Source organism: Lysobacter luteus (genome assembly GCF_907164845.1).
Lineage (GTDB): Bacteria > Pseudomonadota > Gammaproteobacteria > Xanthomonadales > Xanthomonadaceae > Novilysobacter > Novilysobacter luteus.
Window position 1 is genome coordinate 2,285,572 of the sequence record NZ_OU015430.1, and the last position, 24,817, is coordinate 2,310,388.

Annotated in this window: 16 protein-coding genes and 2 pseudogenes; 5 read left to right on the forward strand and 13 right to left on the reverse strand. The window is 70.7% G+C overall.

Annotation, left to right across the window (positions count from 1 at the left end):
• Nucleotides 1-18: 18 nt before the first annotated feature.
• From KOD61_RS10810 to KOD61_RS13120, 3 genes are read right to left on the reverse strand one after another with little or no spacing between them, the layout of a single operon-like run.
• Nucleotides 19-525 (reverse strand): chemotaxis protein CheW, encoded by a 507-nt coding sequence (locus KOD61_RS10810; RefSeq protein WP_215218676.1) that lies wholly within the window; start codon nucleotides 523-525, stop codon nucleotides 19-21.
• 23 nt (nucleotides 526-548) lie between these two features.
• Nucleotides 549-2,057 (reverse strand): chemotaxis protein CheB, encoded by a 1,509-nt coding sequence (locus KOD61_RS10815; protein WP_215218677.1) that lies wholly within the window; start codon nucleotides 2,055-2,057, stop codon nucleotides 549-551.
• Nucleotides 2,047-4,815, reverse strand: a complete 2,769-nt coding sequence (locus KOD61_RS13120) for a response regulator (RefSeq protein ID WP_215220384.1) — start codon at nucleotides 4,813-4,815, stop codon at nucleotides 2,047-2,049. Before KOD61_RS13120 ends, KOD61_RS10815 begins: the two co-directional genes overlap by 11 nt.
• 203 nt (nucleotides 4,816-5,018) lie before the next feature.
• On the opposite strand from KOD61_RS13120, the gene KOD61_RS13125 reads away from it, so the two are divergent.
• Nucleotides 5,019-5,732, forward strand: a complete 714-nt coding sequence (locus KOD61_RS13125) for a pentapeptide repeat-containing protein (RefSeq protein WP_407074595.1) — start codon at nucleotides 5,019-5,021, stop codon at nucleotides 5,730-5,732.
• Here KOD61_RS13125 and KOD61_RS13130 read toward each other — a convergent pair.
• The 5 genes and pseudogenes from KOD61_RS13130 to pilG form a co-directional block, all read right to left on the reverse strand.
• A pseudogene (locus tag KOD61_RS13130) lies at nucleotides 5,692-8,463 on the reverse strand (Hpt domain-containing protein); the annotation flags it as partial. The gene KOD61_RS13125 and the pseudogene KOD61_RS13130 overlap by 41 nt on opposite strands.
• An 82-nt stretch (nucleotides 8,464-8,545) precedes the next feature.
• Nucleotides 8,546-10,567 (reverse strand): methyl-accepting chemotaxis protein, encoded by a 2,022-nt coding sequence (locus KOD61_RS10835; protein WP_215218678.1) that lies wholly within the window; start codon nucleotides 10,565-10,567, stop codon nucleotides 8,546-8,548.
• Between the two features lie 79 nt (nucleotides 10,568-10,646).
• Nucleotides 10,647-11,192, reverse strand: a pseudogene (locus KOD61_RS10840) (chemotaxis protein CheW); the annotation flags it as partial.
• Nucleotides 11,193-11,206: 14 nt separating this feature from the next.
• The gene (locus tag KOD61_RS10845) at nucleotides 11,207-11,572 is read right to left on the reverse strand and encodes a response regulator (protein ID WP_215218680.1); all 366 of its coding nucleotides are present in this window, start codon (nucleotides 11,570-11,572) and stop codon (nucleotides 11,207-11,209) included.
• Between the two features lie 18 nt (nucleotides 11,573-11,590).
• The gene (pilG, locus tag KOD61_RS10850) at nucleotides 11,591-11,989 is read right to left on the reverse strand and encodes a twitching motility response regulator PilG (protein WP_215218681.1); all 399 of its coding nucleotides are present in this window, start codon (nucleotides 11,987-11,989) and stop codon (nucleotides 11,591-11,593) included.
• Between the two features lie 193 nt (nucleotides 11,990-12,182).
• Between pilG and gshB the strand changes: the two genes are divergently transcribed.
• Nucleotides 12,183-13,136, forward strand: coding sequence for a glutathione synthase (gene gshB, locus KOD61_RS10855; protein ID WP_215218682.1), 954 nt, complete (start codon nucleotides 12,183-12,185; stop codon nucleotides 13,134-13,136).
• Entirely contained in the window at nucleotides 13,133-14,008 is an 876-nt protein-coding gene (locus KOD61_RS10860; protein ID WP_215218683.1) for an energy transducer TonB, read from the forward strand. The genes gshB and KOD61_RS10860 overlap by 4 nt, the downstream gene beginning before the upstream one ends.
• Nucleotides 14,009-14,038: 30 nt before the next feature.
• On the opposite strand, the gene tsaB is transcribed toward KOD61_RS10860, so the two are convergent.
• The 4 genes from tsaB to mrcB are packed head-to-tail and all read right to left on the reverse strand — an operon-like array spanning nucleotide 14,039 to nucleotide 19,767.
• Nucleotides 14,039-14,734 carry a tRNA (adenosine(37)-N6)-threonylcarbamoyltransferase complex dimerization subunit type 1 TsaB gene (gene tsaB, locus KOD61_RS10865; protein WP_215218684.1) on the reverse strand — a complete coding sequence of 232 codons (696 nt, stop codon included), beginning with the start codon at nucleotides 14,732-14,734 and terminating at the stop codon, nucleotides 14,039-14,041.
• On the reverse strand, nucleotides 14,731-16,824 hold the full coding sequence (locus KOD61_RS10870; RefSeq protein WP_215218685.1) for an ATP-dependent DNA helicase: 2,094 nt from the start codon (nucleotides 16,822-16,824) through the stop codon (nucleotides 14,731-14,733). The genes tsaB and KOD61_RS10870 overlap by 4 nt, the downstream gene beginning before the upstream one ends.
• A gap of 1 nt (nucleotide 16,825) precedes the next feature.
• Nucleotides 16,826-17,371: a tetratricopeptide repeat protein gene (locus KOD61_RS10875; RefSeq protein WP_215218686.1), complete on the reverse strand. Its 546-nt coding sequence runs from the start codon at nucleotides 17,369-17,371 to the stop codon at nucleotides 16,826-16,828.
• Nucleotides 17,368-19,767 (reverse strand): penicillin-binding protein 1B, encoded by a 2,400-nt coding sequence (gene mrcB, locus KOD61_RS10880; protein WP_215218687.1) that lies wholly within the window; start codon nucleotides 19,765-19,767, stop codon nucleotides 17,368-17,370. Before mrcB ends, KOD61_RS10875 begins: the two co-directional genes overlap by 4 nt.
• 137 nt (nucleotides 19,768-19,904) lie before the next feature.
• Between mrcB and KOD61_RS10885 the strand changes: the two genes are divergently transcribed.
• Nucleotides 19,905-22,007, forward strand: a complete 2,103-nt coding sequence (locus KOD61_RS10885) for a glycosyltransferase (RefSeq protein ID WP_215218688.1) — start codon at nucleotides 19,905-19,907, stop codon at nucleotides 22,005-22,007.
• 36 nt (nucleotides 22,008-22,043) lie between these two features.
• On the opposite strand, the gene KOD61_RS10890 is transcribed toward KOD61_RS10885, so the two are convergent.
• On the reverse strand, nucleotides 22,044-24,230 hold the full coding sequence (locus KOD61_RS10890) for a RelA/SpoT family protein (protein ID WP_215218689.1): 2,187 nt from the start codon (nucleotides 24,228-24,230) through the stop codon (nucleotides 22,044-22,046).
• 70 nt (nucleotides 24,231-24,300) lie between these two features.
• Here KOD61_RS10890 and KOD61_RS10895 point away from each other — a divergent pair, with 70 nt between their 5' ends.
• Complete coding sequence (locus KOD61_RS10895) at nucleotides 24,301-24,810, forward strand: hypothetical protein (protein ID WP_311195416.1); 510 nt, start codon at nucleotides 24,301-24,303, stop codon at nucleotides 24,808-24,810.
• Nucleotides 24,811-24,817: the final 7 nt, after the last annotated feature.

The following is a 24,817-nucleotide window of genomic DNA, read 5'->3' on the forward strand; positions in this document are numbered from 1 at the left end:
ACCGGCGGCTTAGGTGCTTTACGCGGCTTCGGCGAGCGCGTCGGCGATCAGCTGCTCGATCGCTTCCAGGTCCGGCACGTAGGCGTCGTCCTGGTTGAGCATGACCTTGGCGGTGACGGCCGCCGGCAGGTTCTCGGTCTCCTCGACCAGCAGGCCGGCGCGCGACACGGTGACCAGGCGCGGGAAGCCTTGGGTCAGCATCGCGAAGAACGGGGTCGGCGAAGTACCGCCGAGTGCCTTGAACACCAGCACCTTGCTGCCCAGGCCGCCCTGTTCGTCGGCAATGCCGGCCAGGCGCGAGAAAGACACCAGCGGCAACTGCCAGCCACGCCAGCGGATGCGCCCGAGCAGCCAGGCCGGGGCGTTCTCCACCGGTTCGGGCTCGGCGTAGGAGAGCACCTCGGCGATGGTCGCGTTGGGCAGCAGCAGCCGTGCACCGGCCAACTGGATCAGCACCCCGCGGATGTCGGCATCGGCATCGACGCCAGCATCGCCAGTCAGGGGGGATTGGAGAGTGTTGGACATGTCGTGATTCCTCGGCGCGGCCGTCAGGCCCAGCGCTCGGACAGCAGTTGGGCGATCCGGGGCGGCGGCGCGGTATCACCGCCGCGGGCGGCCAGGGCGTTCGGGGCGGCGGCGTCGTAACAGCCATCGGCCGCCTGCCCGGCCACGAGCGCACCTGCCCAGCTGTGGTTCATGACGGCATCGACCTGCGTCGCATCGCTGCCACTGAGCAGCAGGACCGCGCTGTCGGCGGACGGGAGCTGCGACAGCACGTCACCGCTCTGGTTGAAGCGCAGGCCCCCATCACCGGCCTCGATGCCGACTTCCGCCGGCAGGATGTAGATGGTGGCGGCGTCGGCGGCGGCACCGGCCTCGGCCAGCTTCACCGGGATGGAAGTCGCCCGCTGCATCTGCGCCACGAGCCTGTCATGGCGCGCGCCGTCGAGGCGTTGCTGGATCAGCACGGGACGGGGAAAGCCCGCCGGCAGGGCGCCCAGCAACTGACGCACCGCATCCGGCCCGCCGATACCGGCCAGCACCACCACCGCACCGCGCGCCTGCTCGGGGCCACGCTGCGGGGTGTCGTCGACGAGTGAGAGGTGCGAGATCCGCTGGTCGAGGTCGTCCAGGTCACGGCGGAACCGGTGGTCGTCGATGGCGGACGCGGTGCTGGCCACCTCGCCACCGTCGTCGAGGCTCAAGTTGCTGAAATCGATGGTTGTCGCGGGTGCAACGACGGCGACTTGGGCAGACGCCGGGCCGTCGACGTCGGAGTCGACACCGGCGTCCAGGACCACTTGGTCGAACCCCTCCTCGGCCAGCGACGCCTCAACGGCCGGGTCGAACGCATCGGTCTCGAGCGCTGGGGACGCGTCGGGGTTCAGCTCGCTGGCCGCGGCGAACTCGGACAGGAAGGCATCATCGAAGCCGGCCGCATCGTCCGCGCCCATGCTCTCGGCGAGCACCGGATCAAACGGGTTGGCTTCGCCGGCCATTGGCGCGAACGACACTTCCATCGTGGTCGTCGGCGCTTCCTCGGGCGCGGGCAACGGCTCGTGCTCGACGCCGACACCGGACGGGACCTCGACGCTGATCTCCAGCGCTTCGGCCACTGACGCGCTGGGCGGCTCGGAAGAGGCCACAGCGTCCACGACCACGGACTCGCCGGGCATTGCCGCGGCGGGCTGCTCGTCGGGCTCGCGACCCGGCGGCAGGACATCGCCATGGCGCTGCAGCTTGGCCACCAGGTGGCGCTGCCAACGGGCGATGTCCCAGCCCTCGCGCGTCGCGGCCAGGTCGGCCTCCTCGTAGATCACGTCGACGCCGGGGTCGAACAGAACCTCGTCGAACCGGTCCAGTACGTCCTCGGTCGCCGGGTCCAGCGCGACCAGCACCGCGCGCGGCGACGCGGCGAGCAGGGCGGCCAGCTCCAGCTCCGTCGGGTCGGCCTCGAGCACACGCTCGACGCCGGCCTCGTCCATCACGCCGCGCAGGCGCTCACGGGCCACGCCAGGGCGCGCCAGCAGGGCAACCCGCAGGGCTTCAGCCGACATGGCGACGCTCGATCCCGAGCAGCTCGAACACGTTGCGCATCAGCTCGGGCTCCTGGTACGGCTTGCCGAGGTAGCGGTCGACGCCGATGTCCATCGCGCGCTGGCGGTGCTTGTCGCCGGTACGCGAGGTGATCATCACGATCGGCACGTTGCGCAAACGCGGGTCGGCCTTCATCTGGGTGGCCAGCTCGTAGCCGTCCATCCGCGGCATCTCGATGTCCAGCAGCATCAGGTCGGGTACCACGTCGACCATCCGCTCAAGCGCATCGACGCCATCCTTTGCGGTCGCGACCTCGAAGTTGTTGCGCTCCAGCACGCGGCCCGTGACCTTGCGCATGGTGACCGAGTCGTCGACCACCATCACCAGCGGGACCTGGCGGTGCTCGACCACCGGCGCCGCGACGCTGCGCATCTCGCGCGGGAGCACGGCCTGGCGGCGGACCAGCGGGGCCACGTCGAGGATCACGACCACGCGGCCGTCACCCATGATCGTCGCGCCGAAGATGCCCGGCACCGAGGCGACCTGCGGGCCGACCGGCTTGACCACGATTTCGCGGTTGCCGATCACCTGGTCGACGGTGACCGCCGCATGCAGGTCGCCGGAGCGGATCAGCAGCACCGGCATCTGCAGGTGGCCCTCGGCCTTTGCCGTGCCCTGCCCGACCAGCTGGCCGAGGTCGTGTACCGCGTAGTCCTCGCCGCCGTAGCGGTAGGTCGATTCGCGCGGGTTGCCATCGGCATCGACCAGGTCTTCGCGGGCGATGCGGCCGACACCACGGACCGACGCGATCGGCACGGCGAAGGTGGTCTCGTTGATGCGGACGAAGACGGCCTGGGTGACTGCCAGCGTCTGCGGCAGGCGCAAGGTGAAGCGCACGCCCTGGCCCGGGGTGGAGCGGATGTCGAGCGAGCCGCCCAGCTGGCGGACTTCGCTGGCGACCACGTCCATGCCGACGCCGCGACCGGCAAGCCGGCTGACCGCATCGGCGGTGGAGAAGCCCGGCTCGAGGATCAGCGCATCCAGGTCGGAATCGCCGAGCACCGCGTCCGGACGCACCAGTCCGCGCTCCTCGCCGCGGCGACGGATCGCCTCGCGGTTGAGGCCACGGCCATCGTCGGCCACTTCCAACACGACTTCCGAACCTTCGCGACGGATCGCGATGCGGACGCTGCCTTCCTCGGCCTTGCCAGCGCGCTTGCGCTCGTCGGGCAGCTCGATGCCGTGCGCGACGGAGTTGCGCAGCATGTGCTCCAGCGGCGCGGTCATGCGCTCAAGCACGTTGCGGTCCAGCTCACCCTGCGAGCCGTCCAGCTTGAGCGCGACCTGCTTGCCGAGCTCGCCGGATGCCTGGCGGATGACACGGCGCAGGCGCGGCAACAGGGCGTCGAACGGCACCATGCGGGTGCGCATGAGGCCTTCCTGCAGTTCCGAACTCACGCGCGACTGCTGGAGCAGCAGCGTTTCGTACTGGCGGGTCAGGTCGTCAAGGGTGAGCTGCAGGCTGTTCTGGTCGGCCGCGGACTCGGTCAGCGCGCGCGACAACTGCTGCAGGTTGGAGAAGCGGTCGAGCTCGAGCGGATCGAACGCCTGCTCGCCATCCTCGCCTTCGCGCTGGTAGCGGGCGACGATCTGCGCTTCGGTTTCCATCTCCAGGCGACGCAACTGGTCGCGCATGCGGGTGTTGGTGGCCGCCATTTCGGCGATCGCGCCACGGAACGCACCCAGCTGCTGCTCCAGGCGGGCGCGGTAGATCGCCACCTCGCCGGCGTAGTTGACCAGGCGGTCGAGCAGGTCGGCGCGGATGCGCACCTGCTCCTGCGGCGCACGCACGCCGATGTCGTCCTCGTCGCCCGGCTGGCTGTCGTCGATCGGTGCCGACAGCGGGGCCAAACCGGCCGCGGCCGTGGATTCGGGTGCCCTGGCCACGGGGGCGGTCGCCACCGGATGCGACGCGACCGGTTCGGCCGCCGCAGCCGGCGCCTCCACCACGGTCGGTGCCGATACATCCGGGGTCCCGGCGCGCTGGCGCAGCAGCGATTGCCCGCGCGAGCGCGCGTCGAACTCGGCGATCAGCATGTCCGGCATCGCGATGGCGCGACGGTCGCCAACGCGGGTCACCATCGCGTGCAGGCGGTCGAAACCACGCTCGAGCAGCGGCACGCCATCGGTGCCGAGTTCGCAACGCTGGTCCACCACCGCCTCCAGCAGCGACTCCATGACATGGCCGAGCTCGCCGACCGCCATGATGCCGGCCATGCGGGCGCCACCCTTCAGGGTGTGCAGGTCGCGCTGCAGGCCGACGAGCGCCTCGCGCTCCTCGGGGGTCTCGCGCAACTGGGCCAGGAGACCGTCGGAATGGTCGAGCAGGTCGCCGCCTTCCTCGACGAAGATGTCGACAAGCTCGGGATCGAGGTCCGACACGTCCAACTCTTCGTCGGGGTCCTGGACGTCGACGAGGCTTGACGCGAGCAGCGCCGCGACCGCGCTATCGAGAGCGGGCTCTGGTTCGGGTGCGGCTTCGGGGCCGACTTCGGGTTCCGGCTCGAACTCGGGGGCGACTTCGGCCACGAATTCGGGTTCGGGGTCGGCTTCGACCTCGACCTCAACCTCGACCTCGGCTTCGGGTTCGGGCTCGGGCTCGGGTTGCGATTCCAACTCCGCTTCGGCGAATTCGGACGAGGCCTCGACAGCGGTTTCGACACTGCTGTCGGCTTCTGTTGCATCGACGCTCGCGCTGCCGGTTCTTGAAGCGCCCATCGCCGCCTCGACGGCCGACTGGGCGGCCTCTGCCTGCTCGCGCGCGACGCGGTCGGCTTCGGCGTACTCGGCTTCGAGACGGGCGTACTCGTCCTCTTCCTCCGCCAGGCGCTGGGCTTCGCGCTGCTCGGCCTCGAGCCGCTCGGCCTCGGCCCGTTCGGCCGCCAGGAGCTCGGCTTCAAGACGCTCGGCTTCGATGCGCCGTGCTTCGATACGTTCGGCTTCGGCGTGCTCGGTTGCGAGACGCTCGGCCTCGAGACGCTCGGATTGGAGACGCTCGGCCTCGACACGTTCTGCTTCGAGACGCTCGGCCTCAAGGCGCTCTGCCTCAAGGCGCTCTGCCTCGAGACGCTCGGCCTCAAGACGCTCGGCTTCCGCGCGCTCGGCTTCCGCGCGCTCGGCTTCGACTCGCGCCGCTTCGGCACGTTCGGCTTCAGCCCGTTCGGTTTCAAGTCGTTCGGCTTCGACGCGCTCTGCTTCGAGACGCTCTGCTTCGAGACGCTCTGCTTCGAGACGCTCTGCTTCGAGACGCTGTGCTTCGACGCGCTCGGCTTCGAGACGCTCGGTCTCGGCGCGCTGTGCCTCTGCACTCGCGGTGTCGGCCTGCGCGGCGTCCACGCCGGTCCCTTCTTCCGAGGCTTCGAGCCCGGCGAACGGGGTCAGGTCGACCACCGAGACGCCGCTGGTGCGGCGGGTCGGGAGCGGGACATCGAGCTCGTCGCCCGGCATCGGCATCTGGGACGCCGGCAGGGTGTCGCGCAGGGCCTGCATTCGGGCCGACAGGCCGTGGAACTCGGGAATCCTCGGCGAGGCGGACTGCAACGCGGCCAGGGTGCTGGCCACTGCGCCCGCCACCGCGCCGATCGCGGCCACGCCGTCCTCGCTCGCGGCCTGGCCGGCCGCGAGAAGACGCTTGACGTAGGTTTCCGCGGGGCCGGTGATGTCGGTGATCACCGGCACCTCCGTCATCGCGAAGGCGCCGTTGAGGGTATGGATCGCACGCTGCAGGCGGTCGTCCGCCGGCTGCGGTGCGGAGCGGCTGGCCGCCAACCACTGGTCGATCGTGGCCAGGTGACCGGTGACCTCCGATCCGAGGATCTCCAGCAGCACCGGGTCGACCGAGGCCGGGATGCCGCCTTCGTCCACTTCGGTCGAGAAATCGGCGACCGGGGGTTCGGCCGGCTGGTCGAACGCAGTGGACCCGGGTATCTCCACCGCAGCGGGGGCAGGCGCCTCCTCGGCGACGGTCTCTGCCGGAACCGCTTCGACCGGCGCGGGATCGGACACGACCGGTGCCGGCTCGGGCGCGACGTAGAACGCTTCCTCGCCCGCCGCGATGCGGTCGGCCACGGCCTCGATGCCGGCCAGGTCGGCCTGCAGGGTTCCGCTGCCCTGCAGCGCGGCGTGCAGGCCCGGCAATGCGGCATGCGCGTCGTCGACGATCGCCACCACCGCCGGACTGGCGGAGCGGCTGCCATCGAGCACGCGGTTGAGCATGTTCTCGATCTTCCAGCTGAACTCGCCCAGCGTCCGCGCGCCGACCAGCCGGCCGCTGCCCTTCAGGGTGTGGAAGACGCGTCGGATGGAGCGCAGCTGCTCCAGGTTGTCCGGGCTGCGACGCCAGGCGTCCAGCATCGGGCCCAGGTTGCCGATCTCTTCCTCGAGCTCCTCGAGGAACACCTCGCGGATCTCGTCGTCGATGTCGTCGCTCTGCTCGAAGCCGCCGAGCGCCGGTTCGACCACGGACGTGACGGCCGCGCTGGACACCGGTGCGTCGGCCGGGCGCTCGACCGCCGGGGGTGCCGGCGCGGCCGGCGACGGTGCGGCCGGCGAGGATGACGGCACGGGGATGCTGCTGGAGGCCATGTCCAGCGCGGCAGCCGCAAGGTTCTCGTCCTCGACCGACAGCGGCGAGGATTCAGCCGGCTGGCCGACCTGCGCTTCGGGCGGCAGCGGCCAGTAGCCGAGCGACTCCAGGCTCTGGCGCGCGATCTCCAGGATGCGGTCGCGGTTGGGCCGCTGCTCGCGCAGCGCCTCCAGGTAGTACTCCACGCTGGCCAGCGCATCGGCCATGGTGTCGAGCTGCTGGCCGTTGGGGACGCGCTTGCGGCCGATCAGCTCGACCTCGGTGTAGCGCTTGACGCCCGACAGGTAATCCGCCGGCAGGTGCAGGTCGAGGATGCGCAGCGCACCGCCGACCTCGTCGAGCAGGCGCGGGATCTCGACCAGCTCGGCGTGATCCCAGTTGGTCTCGACGAAGGCGACGAAGGACTGGCGCGCGTCGCCGAAGTTGGCGATCGCCTCGCGGACGACGACTTCGAGCACCTTGCGCGACTCGCTCGCCAGCAGGTCCTCGTCGGCGCGGTCGTCCGACAGGCCCAGGCGGGAGACCTGCTCGTCCAGCGAGGCGTCGACGTAGAGCAGTGCACCGGCGACGTCGAGCAGCACCGACTCGTCGGCGGCGCGCTGGCCGGCCACGATCTCGTGCATGGCATCGCGTTGCTGCAGCACCACGCCACGGGCGATGCCCAGGCCCATCATGCCCAGGGTGTCGCTGACGCGGCCGAGCGCCTCGACCTGCGGACGCAGGCCACCGACGTCGGTGCTGCCGGTGCGCAGGTGCAGGTCCAGCGCATCCTTGACCCGCAGCAGGTCTTCCTTGATCGCGGCCGACACGGTGTCGAGCAGCGCACGGTTGCGGCCGCTCAGGCTGCCGCGGGCGTGTTCGATTTCCGATTCGCTCGGCAGCTGGGCATCCAGCTCGAAGGTGCGACGCAGGTCGTCCAGCGCGGGATGGCTGCCTTGCGCGTGGGCGACGTGGTACAGCAGCTGGCGCGTCGGCTCGGCGTTGGGCTCGCTGTCGGGCGCGCTGAAGCCGGTGTCCTCGAGGACGTTGCGGGCTTCCCGCTCGACGCCACCAAATGCCTGGCGCAGCGTGCGCGTGGGCGCCAGGGCGCCGTCGCGCAATGCGCCGGCGACCGACGCGGCCACCCACAGCATCCGCCGCAGGGGCTCGACCGCGACTTCCGACAGCAGGCTGTCGACCACGCTGGCCAGCTGCGCCGCATCGGACGGCGCACCGTCCTCGGGCCACTGGCTGAGGGCGTGGCGCAAGGCTGCAAGCCCGGGGCTGGCCGGGCGCGCACCGCTGCGGATCGTCGTGGCCACCGCGACCGGGGCCGGCAGGTGGGTCGGCAACGGACGGTCGAGGTCGGGCGCGAACAGCACGCTCTCATTGAGACCGGTTTCGCCACGGGTCGCGCGCAGCTCGTTGAGCAGCGGCAGCAGCACGATCGGGATATCGCGATGACCGCCCTGCAGCCGCTCGAGGTAATCGGGCAGTTGCACGGCGCCACGCATGAGCATCGCGCAGGCGTCGTCGCGGTCGGCGATCTCGCCGTGCACCAGCGCGAGGGCGAGGCGCTCCATCTCCTCGGCCACCATCGCCGGGGCATACAGCTCGACCATGCGCAGGGTGCCGTGCACCTGGTGCAGGTGCCGGGCGCAGGCGCGCATCCGGTCCGCATCGTCCGGCGCCTCGACGTAGGACTCGATCTCCTGCCGCGCCTGGCGCAGGGTCTCGTCGAGTTCGGGCTTGATCCAGCCGAGCGTGGTGGTGTCGATTGCGTCGCGCATCACGGTCATCATCCACCCCGCCGATCAGCGGAGCCGTGCCATGGGCAGCGTCGGCCGGGGGTCAGGCAGTTCATCGATCGATCCAATCCGCGCCTCAGGCCGGCAGCTTGAAGTCGGCCACCGAACGACGGAGGTCGGCGGCGAGCTGCGCCAGGTTTCCAATCGACTGTGCGGTCTGGTTGGCGCCCTGGGTGGTCTGCGAGGTGATCTGCTGGATGGTGTGCATCGTCTGGGTGATGTTGGCCGCCGCACCGGACTGCTGCTGCGCGGCCGACGAGATGCCCTGGATGAGGCCGGACAGGTCGGAAGACACCTTTTCGATCTCGCCCAGCGCGGTACCCGCGTCCTCGGCCAGCCGCGCACCGGCGACCACTTCCGAGGTCGTCTGCTCCATCGAGCTGACGGCCTCGTTGGTATCGGCCTGAATGGTCTGCACCAGCGATTCGATTCGCTTGGTCGCGTTGGACGAGCGTTCCGCGAGGCGCTGCACTTCGTCGGCCACCACCGCGAACCCGCGGCCGGCCTCACCGGCCGAGGCCGCCTGGATCGCTGCGTTCAGCGCCAGGATGTTGGTCTGCTCGGAAATGTCGTTGATCAGTTCAACGATGGAGCCGATTTCCTGCGAGGACTCACCCAGGCGCTTGATGCGCTTGGAGGTCTCCTGGATCTGGTCACGGATGTTGTCCATGCCCTGGATCGTCTGGCGCACCACGCCGGCACCGGCCGTCGCGATCTGCACCGAGCGCTGCGCCACGTCCGCGGATTCGGCGGAGTTCTTCGAGACCTGGTCGATGCTGGCCGCGATTTCGCTGATGCGGTCGGAGGCGGAGGTGATCTCCTGCGCCTGGTGTTCCGCCGCCTCGGCCAGGTGCATGGCGGTTGCCTGCGTTTCCTGCGCGCTGGACGCCACCTGCACCGAGGTGTCGGTAATCGTCTGCACCAGGCTGCGCAGCTGCTCGACGGCGAAGTTGATGGAGTCCGCGATCGCGCCGGTCATGTCCTCGGTCACGGTCGCCTTCACGGTCAGGTCGCCTTCCGCGAGCGAGCCCATCTCGTCCAGCAGGCGCATGATCGCCTCCTGGTTGCGGTCGTTGAGTTCCTTCGTGGTCTGGTAGCGGGCCTGCTGCTGGCGGTTGAGCGACACCAGCAAGCCGACGATCGCCAGCAGCGCGAGCGCGCCGGAGATGATCGAGATCCACAGGTTGCCGAGGATGCTGGTGTCCTTCAGCGAGCCGAATGCGGTGAACGAATCGAACAGCGAGCGGCTGTCGGCCAGCAGCTTGTCGGAGCCGGAGGTGATCGCGTCGGCCGCGGCCTGCGCGCGGAACAGGTTCTGCGAGCTCGACAGGATCGCGTCGACGTCGGTCTTCATCTCCTGCCACAGGGTCTCGGACTGGCCGAGCGCCGACAGCGCGCCGGAATTGGACAGGGCGTTGATGCCGGTGGCCTCGTCGCCGTTGCGCAGGCCGGTCAGCACGTTGTCGAAGATCGCCACGTCGCGCACCAGGCCTTCGCCGGCCGCGGCGGCACCCGCGCCACCGGCGCGGATCTCAGTCACGCGGCGGGCCATGGTGCCCGACAGCACGACCTGTCGCAGGGCGTAATAGACCTGCGAGGAGGGCGAACCGCTGGTGGACATAGCGCGGACCAGCTCGTCGAGGCTGGCCTGCAGCTGCGGCACGCGGCTGGTGAAGTTCTCGGCGTTCTCGGCCAGGCCCAGTACCGCGGCCTCACTCGCGATCAGCTGCTCGGCGCTCTTGTCGAGCGGCGCCCAGGTCTGGGAGACGGTGCGGATCGGTCCGGCGACGCCGGTCGTCTGGCCGAAGTTGGCGTTGAGGTCGTTGACGTTGTCGTCGATCTGCGCCTGGGTGTTCTTGAAGGCCGCGAAGGCCGCCGGGTCGCCGCCCACCGCGCCCTGGCCCTGGACCGCCAGCTGCTGCGACTGCACCTGCAATGCCGAGGCCGAAGCGCTTGCGCCGCCGAGGCGGGCCGCCTTCCATGTGGCGTAACCGGTGTTCAGGCCGAACACCAGCACCGACAGTCCCAACAGGATCAACCAGGTGTTGACCCCGACGTTGCGGGCCTTCCCGGCGACGGAATTCATCTCAGTGCTCATGTTCGACCTCGAGTGTGGTGCTGACGCCGGCGGGACCGGTGTAGGGCGCGTTGGTACGGGGATCGGGCCGCGTCATGTCGGACGCGGCCTGTCTGAATTCGGGCGTGCGGGCGAGCCGCTCGAGGCTGAAGACGCCCCAGGCGGTTCCGTCCAGGCGGTAGGCCCGGTCGATGAAATGGCTGTAGCGGCCGTCGGCCAGGCCGGCGGCGGCCTCGTCGCCGGGAGGCAGCAGGTGCTGCTCGTTGAAGCTGCGCTGGCCGTGGAGTTCGTCGATCAGCACCGCGACGTCGCCGCCCGGCTGTCGGACCAGCAGGATGCGCTGGCTCTCGTGCAGGACCGTGCGCTCGCCCTCGAGGAACTGCTTGAGGTCGACGATCGGCAGCAGGCTGCCACGGACGTTGGCCAGCCCGAGCATCCAGGGCTGCGCGCCGGGGACCGGGGTGACCTGCGGCAACGGCAGGATTTCCAGCACCTCGCCGAAGTCCGATGCCAGCCGGCGGGCGCCGATGCGGTAGCCGACCCCGCGCCACAGGCCCGGGGCGTCGAGCTGCTCGGGCAGGCCGGCCACGTGCGCCAGGCTGCGGCGCTCGTAGTCGACCAGTACGTCAAAGGGTGCGGACGTCATGGCGTGGGAACCGCTCACGACCCCAGCAGCGCGTTGATGCGTGCGATCAGCTCGTCTTCGCGTGGCGGCTTGACGATGTAGTCCTTCGCGCCTTGGCGCAGGCCCCACGCCTTGTCGGTCTCCATGCCCTTGGTGCTGACGATCAGCACGGGGATGGCCTTGGTCTCGTCATCCCGCGACAGCGCGCGGGTGGCCTGGAAGCCGTTCATGCCCGGCAGGATCACGTCCATCAGGACCAGGTCGGGCTGCTCGCGGCGGCACACGTCGATGCCGTCCTCGGCGCTTCCCGAGGCCAGTACGTCGTGGCCGTTGCGCTCGAGCAATTGGGTCAGGACCGCCGTATCGGTCGGCGAGTCCTCGATCAGAAGAATACGTGCCATTGGTGCCCTACCCCCCGGTCAGGCGTTGACGTGCGTGCGGATCGCGTCGAGGAGTTCCTCGCGCGTGAATGGCTTGGTCAGGTACTGCTCGGAACCGACGATCCGGCCCCGCGCCTTGTCGAAAAGGCCATCCTTCGACGACAGCATGATGACCGGTGTGCTCTTGAAAATCTGGTTGTTCTTGATCAGCGCGCAGGTCTGGTAGCCATCCAGGCGCGGCATCATGATGTCGACGAAGATGATCTGCGGCTGCTGGTCGGCGATCTTGGCCAATGCCTCGAACCCGTCGGTGGCGGTGACCACCGAGCAACCCTCGCGCTTGAGCAACGTTTCAGCGGTACGGCGGATGGTCTTGGAGTCATCGATAACCATGACTCGCAACCCATCGAGGCTGCCGTTGCGACCCTCGTCCTGCATGTTCCAGTGTCCCCTGTTGCGAAGCGCCGACGCGGAATCCCCGGCGCGTCGCGTGGTTGCCTTTATTCCAAGCCGCGGGTGCGCTGTCAAGCTCGGCAAGCGTTGCTGACGAACATGAATGCGATCGCGGTCGCCAAGGTGGCCGTGGGACGCCTGCTACCATCGCCGCGTTCCCCCCCCGCGCAGAGCCGCCATGCCGCTCGACATCGTCGTCGTGATGGACCCGATCGGGTCGATCCGGATCGCCAAGGACTCCACGTTCGCGATGTTGCTGGAAGCGCAACGGCGCGGCCACCGGCTCTGGTACGTGGACCCGGGCGGCCTGGCGGTGGATGCCGGCCGCGCGGTGGCAACGGTCGCGCCGCTGTCGGTGGCCGACGATCCGGCCCACTGGTTCGACCTGGGCGCCCCCGCCCGGCTGGAGCTTGGCCCCGGCCACGTCGTGCTGATGCGCAAGGACCCGCCGGTGGACAGCGAGTTCATCCACGACACCCAGGTGCTGAGCCTGGCCGCGCGCGCCGGGGCGCTGGTGGTCAACGACCCGCAGGGCCTGCGCGACTACAACGAGAAGCTCGCCGCGCTGCTGTTCCCGCAATGCTGCCCGCCGACACTGGTCACCCGCCGCGCGTCCGACCTCAAGGCGTTCGTGGCCGAGCACGGCGATACGGTGCTCAAGCCGCTCGACGGCATGGGCGGGCGGTCGATCTTCCGCCTGTCCCACGGTGACGCCAACGCCAACGTGATCCTGGAGACCCTGACCCAGGGTGGGCAAAGCCTGGCGATGGCGCAGCGCTACCTGCCGGAGATCACCGGTGGCGACAAGCGGATCCTGCTGATCGACGGCGAACCGGTCGACTACTGCCTGGCGCGCATCCCGCAGGGCGACGACTTCCGCGGCAACCTTGCCGTGGGCGGGCGTGGCGAGGGCCGCCCGCTCACCGACCGCGACCGCTGGATCGCCGCCCAGGTCGGGCCGGAAATGAAGGCGCGCGGGATGCTGTTCGTCGGCCTGGACGTGATCGGCGACTGGCTGACCGAAGTAAACGTCACCAGTCCGACCTGCATCCGCGAGCTGGACGCACAGTTCGGGCTCAACATCTGCGCCGACCTGTTCGACGTGATCGAAGCCCGCGCCGGGGCACGATGAGCACGCTGGTGGCACCCGCGGCCGGCATCGACGAGGGCCAGCGACTGACCGCCACCACGGTGCTGTCACTGCTGGTGCACGGCATCGTGCTGCTCGGTGTCGGCTTCGCGGTGGAAAGCGCGGCACCCGTAGTGCCGACGCTGGACGTCATCCTGACCCGGACCTCCACCGAACTGACGCCCGCGCAGGCCGACTTCCTCGCACAGGCGAACAACCAGGGCGGCGGCGAGCATGACAAGAGCAGCCGCCCGCGCGACACCCAGTCGGGCCCGCTGCCGCAGGCCACCAGCGGGGTCGCGCCGCGCGAACTGCGCGCGCAGTCGCCGGCGCCGCAGCCACCGCCGCAAGCCCGCGTGGTCAGCAGCACCCGCGGTGAGGCCAACACCGCGACCGCCAAGGCGACCCCGCCACCGGACGAGCGCACCCTTCCGCCGGGCGAGGAGAAGATCAGCCACGACATGGCGATGGCCCGGCTCGCCGCCGAGATCCACCTGCGCTCGGAGCGGTACGCCAAGCGCCCCAAGCGCAAGTTCGTCTCGGCCAGCACCACCGAGTACGCGTGGGCCGGCTACCTGCGCGAGTGGGTCGACCGGGTCGAGCGCGTGGGCAACCTCAACTATCCCGACGAGGCGCGTCGGCGCCGGCTGGCCGGCCAGGTGGTCATCAGCGTCGCGATCCGGCGCGATGGCAGCGTCGAGGACACCGGCATCGTGGTGTCCAGCGGCATTCCGTTGCTGGATGCGTCAGCGCTGCGCATCGCGCAGCTGGCCGAGCCGTACCCGCCCTTGCCGAAATCGGAAGATGACCCGGACGTCCTGCACGTGACCCGGACCTGGGCGTTCCTGCCGGGCGGCGAGCTGGTCGACCGCTAGGCGCTTGCCGGAGGCGGCCTCGCCGGAGGGTCAGCGCGCGTCGCGCAGGGCCTGCTGCTGGGCCAGGGTCAGCGCGACCTGGTTGCGCAGATAGGTCGGTTCGACCTTCTCGGGCGCGAGCAACTCGCCGCGGGCGGCGCACATCGCCGCCAGCCGGGCGACGTCGGCGGCATGCGGCAGCGCTGCCGCGTCCACGCGGGCCAAGCGCCGGGCCAGGCGCGACTGGAGCGCACCGTCGCAGGCCGCCAGCCCGGTTCCGACGGCCAGCCAGCTGTCCGCCCCACCGGGCAACTCGACCGCCTCCGGCGGACCGACGCTTTCCGCCGCGAGCAGCGTCTGTGCGTCGCCTTCGCGCCGATAGGCCCCGGCGTACACTTCGCCCATGCGCGCGTCGATGCTGGCCAGCACCAGCCCCTCGCCGGCCTGCCATGCCAAGGCCGCCAGGGTCGATACCGCAACCATCGGCCGGTCCAGGGCGAGGGCGATGCCCTGCCCGACCGCGATGGCCAGCCGCACGCCGGTGAAGGCGCCCGGTCCACGGCCGATGGCGATGACGTCCAGTTGCGATTTCGCCAAGCCAGCCTCGGCCAGCAGGGCGTCCGCCCACGGCAGCGCGAGTTCGGCATGGCGGCGGGGCGCGACCTCGAAGCGCTCCCGCACCTCACCGTTATCCCATAGCGCGACCGAGCAGGCCTCGGTCGCCAGTTCGAACGCAAGCAGTTTCATGGCATCTCCGGTGCCGGCGCGACGGCCGATTCTGGTGCAAAGAACGCCTCGACATCCTCGAGCTGGCGCGTCCTGGGCAGCGGCGGCAGCGAGTCCATGAACACCCGCCCGTAGCTCTTGCCCACCAGGCGGGGATCGCACAACACCAGCACGCCGCGATCGGACTCGCTGCGGATCAACCGGCCGGCGCCCTGCTTGAGCGCGATCACCGCCTGCGGCAACTGCTCATCGCGGAACGGGTTGCCGCCACTGCGCCGGATCGCTTCCAGCCTCGCCTCGAACACCGGGTCGTCCGGCGCACCGAACGGCAGCTTGTCGATGACGACCACGCTGAGCGCATCGCCGGCGACGTCCACGCCTTCCCGGAAGCTCGCCGCGCCGAGCAGGACGCCATTGCCGGACGCGCGGAAGCGCTCGAGCAGCACCGGCCGCGGCGCCTCGCCCTGCACGAACAATGGCCACGGCGCCGGGTCCGCCGGGTCGCGCAGCAGCGCGGCCGCCTCGCGCAGTGCGCGGTGCGAGGCGAACAGCACGAAGGCACGCCCGGCCGACGCCGCCAGCACGGGCCGGACCGCGTCGATGATCGACGCGGTGTAATGGCGCGCCGACGGCTCGGGCAATCCGCGCGGCAGGTAGCACAGCGCCTGGCGCGGCCAGTCGAACGGGCTCGGTGCGAGCAGGGTCTCCGGCTCCTTGAGGCCGAGCTTGATCGCGAAATGTTCGAAACGCCCGCCGATCGCGAGGGTGGCCGAGGTGAACACCCACGCCGCCTGCGAGCGCGCGCGGTGCCTGGCCAGCGGGCCGGCGACATCGAGCGGGGTGCGGCTCAGCCGGAACCCGCGGGCGGTGAGTTCGTACCAGAGCACGCTGGCATCGTCGTCGCGGGCCAGCGGGCCGCGGTCGTCGGGGGGCGACCCGTCCTCATCCGTGGTCCCGTCGGTCGCTACGGGAGTCGTGTCCGGGTCGGCATCGGTATCGACGTAACCGGCATCGTCGCCATCCGCGTCGCGCCAGCGAAGCAGGCGTTGTTCGAACTCCTTCGCCCGTGCGGTGCAGCTGTCGAAGCCGGGTGCCGCCTCGCGCAGCGGCAGCAACGCCGCGTGCAAGGTCCGCAACGCGTCCAGCAGGCCGTCCAGCGCGGCTTCCGCGTTGCCGTCCTCGGCTGCCCGTCGGCGGGTGCCACGGACCGGCAACTCGTCCATCGCCGCGCGCAGGCCGCGAACGGCCTGTTCGAGCGCGCGGGTCGGTTCCTGCAGCACCGCCAGCGCGCCGGGCGCCTGCTTGCACTCGGCCAGCGCATCGCGTGCCAGCTCGACCAGCGGCCGCGCGCTCAGTGCCTCGCCGAAAAACTGCGCGGCCAGTTCGGGCAGCTGGTGCGCCTCGTCGATCACGAAGGCCTGCGCCCCGGGCAGGATCTCGCCAAACCCTTCCTGCTTCAGGGCCAGGTCGGCCAGCAGCAGGTGGTGGTTGACCACCACCACGTCGGCCGCCTGCGCGCGCTGGCGCGCCTGCACGACGAAGCACTCGTTGAAGAACGGACACTCGCTGCCCAGGCAGTTGTCGGCGGTGGAAGTGACCATCGGCAGCAGCGGCGAGTCGTCCGGCAGCGCTTCCAGTTCGGCCAGGTCGCCCATGCGGGTGCGCCCGGCCCAGGCGACGATGCGCTGGAACTGCCCGGCCATCTCGCGGCTGTGGAAACGCCCCTCGCCCTTCGCCTGCTCCAGGCGGTAATGGCACAGGTAGTTGGCCCGGCCCTTCAGCAGTGCCGTCTTGACGCCGATGCCGAGCGCATCGCGCACGCGCGGCAGGTCGCGGTGGTACAGCTGGTCCTGCAGCGCGCGGGTGCCGGTGGAGATGATCGTCTTCAATCCCGACAGGATCGCCGGCACCAGGTAGGCGAACGTCTTGCCGGTACCGGTGCCGGCTTCGGCCAGCAGCACGCCCCGGCGATCGAAGGCGCCGGCGATGGCGGCGGCAAGGTCCTGCTGCGCGGAACGCGGCGCGAACGCGGCGATGTTGCGCGCCAGGTCGCCGCCCTCGCTCAGCGCCGCGCGGCTGGCGGTGCCGAGTCGGCTGCCTGCCTCACCCATCTCAGTAACGCGGGGGCGGGGTGACGGTGCAGGCGTCGCGCGCGCTGCGGGCGTCGGTGACCGTGGCTGCGACGACGGCTGCGCCAGTCGCGGGATCGATGCGTGCGGGCGCGCGGGCCTGCGCGACCTGGGCCACCGTTTCCCAATGGCGGCGACACAGAGGGCCGACTCCGGCACCCAACCCGGCGCCCTGCCGGGCAAGTCGTTCGGCAAGGTCGAGGTCGCCCAGCAGCAGTGCGACCTCCGCGCGCTCCTGCAGCAACGCAGGATCCGCCGGGCTCATGGCTAGCGCCTGGTCGAGCCGCTCGGCCGCCTCGGCGGCCTGGCCCTGCCGACGCAGGTCATCGGCGTCGGCGCGCAAATCCTGCACCTGCGGATTGCCAAGCGGGCGCACGACCAGCTCTTCCGTCGCCGCGGCGCCGGCCCGCTCGATCGCCGCCAGTGCGGCGGCGGCATCGAACGCCGGCAATTCGGGCGCCGACGGAGCGCTTGCACAGCCCGACGCCACCACCACGGCCAATGACAGTGCAGCCAGCCGCGGGGTCACGGGACCTCCACCGGTTGCGGGCTCGGTTGCGGTTCCACCTCGCGCGCGTCGTCGTCGCGGCCGAAGCCGAACCAGTCGCGCCAGCTACGGCGCTCCTCCTCCTGGTAGACCGGCTCCGGCGGCTGGCACGACTGGAACGCCGGCGCGAAACCCGCCACGAAGGCGAACCGGCGCGCACCGGCGCAGCCTGCGTCAGTGGCGTGCGAACCGACCACCCACTGCCAGTCGAGGCCGTCGTCGCTGACCTCCAGCGGTGCGCTGGGCAAACGCTTGAAGACGCTGGACCAGACCCGCATGCCACCGGTCGAGCCGTACAGACCGGTCGGCTCGTTCTGGTCGTTGCCGACCCAGACCACGGCCAGGTGGTCGCCGGTATAGCCGGCGAACCAGCTGTCGCGGCTGTCGTTGCTGGTACCGGTCTTGCCGGCCGCGCCGAGCCGGCCGAGCCCGTCGGACACCAGTTGCCGTGCCGTGCCGCTGGAGACGGTGTGCTGCAGCGCCAGGGTGATCAGCCGGGCCGCGATGGCATCGCCTTCCTGGGCGGGCGCGGGTTCGGTGTCATACCGGTTGAGCGCGCGGCCGTCGGCGTCCAGCACGCCGCGCACCGCGTGCAGCGGCTGGATCTCGCCGCCGGATGCGAGGAACTGGTACAGCTGCGCCATCGCATACGGGCTCTGGTCGACCGAGCCCAGGATCAGTGCCGGGTTGGGCTTGGCCTCGATCCCCGCCAGCGTGCGGATCAGGTCGGCGATGCGGCGTGCATCGACCTGCATGCCGACCCGCACCGTGGCCTGGTTGTAGGACCGCGCAAGCGCATCGATCAGCCGGACGGTGCCGTGGCTGCGCCCGTCGGAGTTGCCGGGGCTCCACTCCTTGCCGTTGCCAAGCGCGACGGTCACCGGCGAGTCGTCGACCCAGCTGGCCAGCGACCAGCGGTCCGGCTGCGCCAGCGCGAGCAGATAAACGAACGGCTTGAGCAGCGACCCGACCGGGCGCAAGGCGTCGATGGCGCGGTTGAAACCCGGCTGCGACGGCGTGCCGCTGCCGACCACGGCCAGCACGTCGCCGTTGTGTACGTCGGTCAGCACCAGACCCGCCTGCAAGTCGGGCCGGTTCTTGCTGTCCAGGCTTTCCAGCGTGCTGGTGACCGCGCCCTCGGCATAGGCCTGGGCCGATGGCGACATGCCCGACATCACGCTCAGGCCCGCACCGACGAGCGCGTCGGCCGGGTAGTCGGTGGCCAGTTGCCGCCGGACCAGGTCGACGTAGGCGGGGAAGCGGTTGGCCGAGTGGCCCGGCTGGCCGGTGACGCCCAGCGGCGCCTTGAGGGCGCGCTCGTATTCGGCGTCGTCGATCAGGCCGGTCTCGTGCATCTCGCCGAGCACGAAATTGCGTCGCTCGGTCGCGCGCTCCGGGTGGCGGCGCGGGTCGTAATAGGAAGGCCCGCGCACGATGCCGACCAGCAGGGCGATCTGCTCGGTACTGATGTCGGACAGGTCGCGGCCGAACCAGAACTCCGAGGCCGCTGCCACGCCGTGGATCGCCTGCGCGCCGCGCTGGCCCAGGTAGACCTGGTTGAAGTACGTCTCGAGGATGGTCTGCTTGTCGTAGCGGGCCTCGATCAGCAGGGCGTAGATCGCCTCGTTGAACTTGCGCGTCCAGGTCTGCTCGGCACCGATGCCCAGCAGGCCGCTGCGGGCGAGCTGCTGGGTCAGCGTGCTGGCGCCCTGGCGGGTCTCGCCGGCCTTCAGGTTCACCCACGCGGCGCGCATGATGCCGCTCAGGTCGAGCCCGTGGTGATGCGCGAAATCGCGGTCCTCGACCGCCTGCAGGCCGGTGACCAGCAGCTCCGGGACTTCCTCGAGCTGCACCAGCCGGCGCTCTTCCTGCTTCTGCCCGTACAGGGTCGCGATGCGGGCGGGGTCCAGCCGGGCCGCCTTGAGCGACTTCTCGCTGGCGACGTCACGCACGCCCGAGACCTTGCCGCCCGACAGCGTCACCGCGACCCGGCGTGGGGCCACGGGCCCGTCGACGTCGTTGAAACCGCGGCTGGAGATCAGCCAGCGCCCGCCCTCGGTCGAATACGTCCCCGGCCGCACGCCGTCGCCGGGGTGGTAACCGGCGGCATCGAGTTCGGTGGTGAGCGTCCGCTTGTCCAGCGCCAGCCCCGGCGCCAGCTCCAGCGGCCGGCCATAGACGCGGGTCGGCAGCTGCCAGCGCAACTGGTCGAAGCGCTCGCCGACCTCGTGGTTGAGGTACAGCGAATAGGGAATCAGGAACCCGAGGCCCAGCCCGATCGCCGCCAGCACCCAGGTGACCAGGCGTCGTCGCCAGTTCGGACCATCGCCGTGACCTGCGTCGCTGTCGTCGTGTTCTTCGTAATCGGTTCGGGCCACGGCGTGGGAGAATGGCAGGGCAAGGCCCTCGTCCGGCCGAGTCTAACGCAGCGGGCATGAGGCACTGTCGCGCCCCGCGGGCGGATTCGGCGCGAGTTCAGCCCACCATTGCCGCCCCCTGCCGGAGCCCGTACTGCATGCCGATGTCCGCGACCCACCTGCGGTTCCTGATCAATCGCGGAACCGGACTGGTGCGCCGTGGGCTGGCCAGCCTGCGCACGCGCGGATGGCGCGCCTCGTGGGCGCGTGTGCTCAAGCAGTTCAGGCGCGTCCCGCAGGCGCAGCGGGTCGCGCTGTACCGGCCGGAAGGCGGTCCGTTCGTCCCGTTCGCGGTGCCCGGCAGCACCACGCCGGTGGCGAGCATCGTCATCCCGGTGTTCAACCAGTTCGACCACACGCTGGAATGCCTGCGCGCGCTCGCCGAGCATCCCCCGGCGGCCGCCGTCGAGATCATCGTCGTGGACGACGGCTCCGTCGACGCAACGCGCGACGCGCTGCCGCGTATCGATGGCCTGCGCACCCTGCACCGAGAAAGCAACGGCGGCTTCATCGCCGCGTGCAACGACGGCGCCGCCGCCGCGAAGGGCGAGTACCTGGTCTTCCTCAACAACGACACCGTGCCGCAGCCCGGCTGGCTCGACGCGTTGCTGGCGACCTTTGCCGAACATCCGCGCGCGGGCCTGGTGGGCGCACAACTGCTCTACCCCGACGGCCGCCTGCAGGAAGCCGGGGGGGTGGTGTTCCGCGATGGCAGCGGCTGGAACCACGGTCGTTTCGGCGCCGCCGAAGCCCCGCGCCACGCCTTCGTCCGTGACGTCGACTACTGCTCGGGCGCCGCCATCGCCATACCTCGCGCGCTCTTCGAACGGTTGGGCGGGTTCGATACCCGCTACGCGCCGGCCTATTACGAGGACACGGACCTCGCCTTCGCGGTCCGTGCCGCCGGGCTGCGAACCCTGTACCAGCCGGCCGCGCGCGTGCTCCACCTCGAGGGCGCAACCTCGGGCACGGACGTCACCGTCGGACCCAAATCGCACCAGCTGCGCAACCAGTCGGTGTTTGCCGACAAGTGGCGGGAGACCCTCGCCCGCCACCCGCAGCCCGATGGCGACGAGGATGCCGCCGCGCTGCACCTGCGGTCACGCACGGTCCTGGTGATCGATTCGCTGACGCCCCGGCCCGATCACGACTCGGGTTCGCTGCGGCTGGTCAACCTGATGCGCCTGCTCATCGAGGAAGGCGCGCACGTGGTGTTCCTCCCGGCGGACCGGGGCTTCGACCCGCGCTACACCCGCCTGCTCCAGCAACTGGGCGTGGAGGCCTGGCACCTCCCGCACGCTCCGCCCATCCCCGCCTGGCTGCGGGACCACGGCAAGCGGTTCGACAGCGTCCTGGTGTGCCGCCACTACGTCATGCGCGAGATGCTGCCGCTGCTGCGCAGGCATGCCCCTCAGGCCCACCTGGTGTTCGACACCGTGGACCTGCACTACTTGCGCGAGCAGCGCGCCGCAAAGCTCGCGGGCGACCCGGCCCTTGCGCGCAACGCCGAGCGCACGCGCGAGCTGGAACTCGACGTCATCCGCCGCAGCGACACCACCTTCGTGGTCAGTCCGGTCGAGCAGGCGCTGCTGGCGCGCGATGTCCCCGGGGCCCAGGTCGAAGTGCTGTCCAACCTGCACCGCAAGGGGAAGCCGGGGCCGGGGTTCGGTCAGCGGCGCGACGTGATGTTCGTCGGCGGCTTCCGCCACCCGCCCAATGTCGACGCGGTGTGCTGGTTCGTCGAATCGGTCTGGCCGCTGGTGCACGCGCGGGCACCGGCCTTGCGTTTCCATTGCGTCGGCGCCGATGCCCCGCCACGCATCCTCGCGCTCGGCGACACGCCGGGCGTGGTCGTCCACGGCCATGTTCCGGACCTCGCCCCGCTGCTGGGCCGGACCCGGGTGTCGGTCGCCCCGCTGCGCTACGGCGCCGGCGTAAAAGGCAAGGTCAACCAGGCGATGGCGCACGGCGTGCCGGTGGTCGCCACCAGCTGCGCGGTGGAAGGCATGCACGTGAGCCCCGGCGTGGACGTCATGGTGGCCGACGACGCAGGCGGGTTTGCGGACGCAGTGCTGCGGGTCCACGGCGATGAAACGCTCTGGGAGCAGCTGTCGGGCAACGGCCGGGGCAACGTCACCCGGCATTTCTCGCTGGATGCCGGACGCGAGGTGGCGCGCAAGGTGCTGTTGCGACGGAACTGAGCCCGGGTCAGGCCAACCGAGTGCGTCGCCTGAACCTCACGTCCGCCGCGCCTGTTCCACCCCTGGCAGCGCGGCCAGCTTGCCGAGCAGCGCCGACAGTTGTCCGTAGTCGGAAACGCGCAGGCGCATCCTGAAGCGCACGCGTGCGCCGCTGCGGCCGGCGTCGCTGCGGATGCCGGCGACGTGCACGTTGGCCTGGGCGATGACGTTGGTGATCTCCTTCAGCAGCCACTTGCGGTCGACGGCCATGACCTCGACGTCGACCTCGTAGGCGGTGGCATCGACGCCCCACTCCACCGGCAACGAGCGCTGCGGCTGGTTGGCGACGAGGCGGCGGAACGCAGCGCAGTCGGCCCGGTGCACGGTCACGCCGCGGCCGCGCGTGAGGTAGCCGGCGATCGGTTCGCCCGGCAGTGGCTGGCAGCAGCGCGCGAGCTGGACCAGCAGGTTGTCGACGCCCTGCACGGTGAAATCCCGTGCACGGGCACGCGGAGCCGGTCGCGGCGCGGGGGTCGGCAGCGGCGCCTCGGCCACGGGCGCGCGCGACGCCCGCTCGTGCTCGAGCAGCACGCGTGCGACCTGGTGGGCACCGAGGTCGCCCAGCGCCACCAGCACGTGGAGGTCGTCATCGCCATCAAGGTGGAAACGCTCGCGTGCGGGCGCAAGGTCGGCACCCAGCAGCCCGAGCCGGCGCAGCTCCTTGTCGAGCAGCTCCTTGCCCTCGGCCTCGTTGCGCCCGCGGTCGAGGCGGTGGAACCAGTTGCGCACCTTCTCGCGTGAGCGGCTGCTGGCCAGGAAGCCGTTGGACTCGATCAGCCAGTCCCGGCGCGGCTCGCCGGTCTTGGCGGTCATGATTTCCACCCGGTCGCCGCTGCGTAGGCGGTGGTCGAGCGGGACGATGCGGCCGTCGACCTTGGCGCCGCGGCAACGGTGGCCCACCTCGGTATGGACGCGATAGGCGAAGTCGAGCGGCGTCGCCCCGGCCGGGAGGTCGATCACCTCGCCCTTCGGGGTGAGCACGTAGACGCGGTCCTCGACCAGTTCGGTGTCGAGTTCGCCGGCCAGGGTGGCCTCGTCGGCCTCGGCGCCGTCGGCGGCGGGTTCCAGCAGCCGGCGCATCCAGGCGATCTTGCGGTCGAACGCGGCGTCACCGGCACCGCCACCTTCCTTGTACTTCCAGTGCGCGGCGACGCCGAGCTCGGCCTGCCGGTGCATGTCCCAGGTGCGGATCTGCACCTCGAGCGTCTTGCCTTCGGGGCCAACCACGGCGGTGTGCAGCGAGCGGTAGTCGTTGCGCTTGGGCCGGGCGATGTAGTCGTCGAACTCGCTGGGGATCGGGGTCCACGTCGCGTGCACCACGCCGAGCGCGGCATAGCAGGCGGCCAGGTCGTCGACCAGCACACGCACCGCGCGCAGGTCGTACAGCTCGCCGATGGGTACGTCCTTGCGCTGCATCTTCTTCCAGATGCTGTAGATGTGCTTCGGGCGGCCGGCGACGTCGGCGGTGACGCCCTGCGCGGCCAGCGCGGCCTGCAAGGTCTGCCGGACCTGCTCGATGTAGCGCTCGCGGTCGCCGCGCTTCTCGTCCAGCAGCCGCGCGATCTGCTTGTAGGTGTCGGGCTGCAGGTGGCGGAACGCGAGGTCCTCGAGTTCCCATTTCAACTGCCAGATGCCGAGCCGGTTCGCGAGCGGGGCATGGATGTCGCGGGTGAGTTCGGCGAGCCGGCGGCGCTGGTCCTCGGGAAGCTGGTCGGCGTGTCGCATCCGGGCCAGCTGACGCGCCAGCAGGATCGGCACCACCCGCAGGTCGCGCACGATCGCCAGCAGCAGCCGGCGCAGGCCTTCGCTGCCGCCGCGTCGCTGCTGCTCGGCGTGCAGGGTCCAGACCTGGCCCGCCGCGCGCTGGCCGTCGAGCAGGGCCGCGATGGCCGGGTGGTCGCGTTCGAGCACCGGCGCCAGCCGCGCCTGCAGCGTCGGGAAGGCATGCAGGATCGCCGCGGCCACCGTGTCGCCGTCGGCATCCAGCCGCTGCAGGGCGTCGAGCATCGCCGCGACCGTGCCTGGCGGATCGGCCGGGACATCGCCGTGTCCGGCGTCGGCCTGAGCCTGCAGGCTTTGCCGGAGCCCCCGCGGCAACGCCCCGCACGCCGGGTGCCCCAGCACCCCGGCCAGCGCGGATGGCGTGGCGGCGGGCGGCCCGGACAGTGGCGGAGACGGGGTCATTGCGACGGCTTCATGGCGGCACGGGGGACATGGCTACACTAGCGAGCAACCGACCGCGGGAACAGTTCACATGCACATGCATCCGTCGACCATCCGCCGTATCCGCCCGCTCGTGCTGGGCATCGCCCTGCTGTTGCCGGCGCTCGCATGGGGCCAGCAGGCCTCCAGGATCGAGCAGCAGATGACGCCCGAGCAGTTCCGGGCGGCAGGCCTGGACCAGCTCAGCGCCGAGCAGCTGGCCAACCTCAACGCCTGGCTCAACCGCACCCTCGACGTCGAGACGACCCGGGCCGCGGAGCAGGCCAAGCAGGAGGTCGAGGACGAGAATCGCGGCTTCCTGAATTTCGGCTCGAACGAGTCGGTGACCGGCCACGTGCAGGGCACGTTCAGCGGCTTCGCCAAGGGACGCCAGTACACGCTGGACAACGGCCAGGTCTGGCGCCAGACCGACAGCGCGTCGCTGGCTGGCGTGCAACTGCAGAACCCGGCGGTGGAGATCAGCCCGAGCCTGATCGGCAGCGCCTGGTACATGAAGATCGCCGGCTACAACACCCGCGCGAAGGTCGAACGGGTCAAGTAGGCCGACG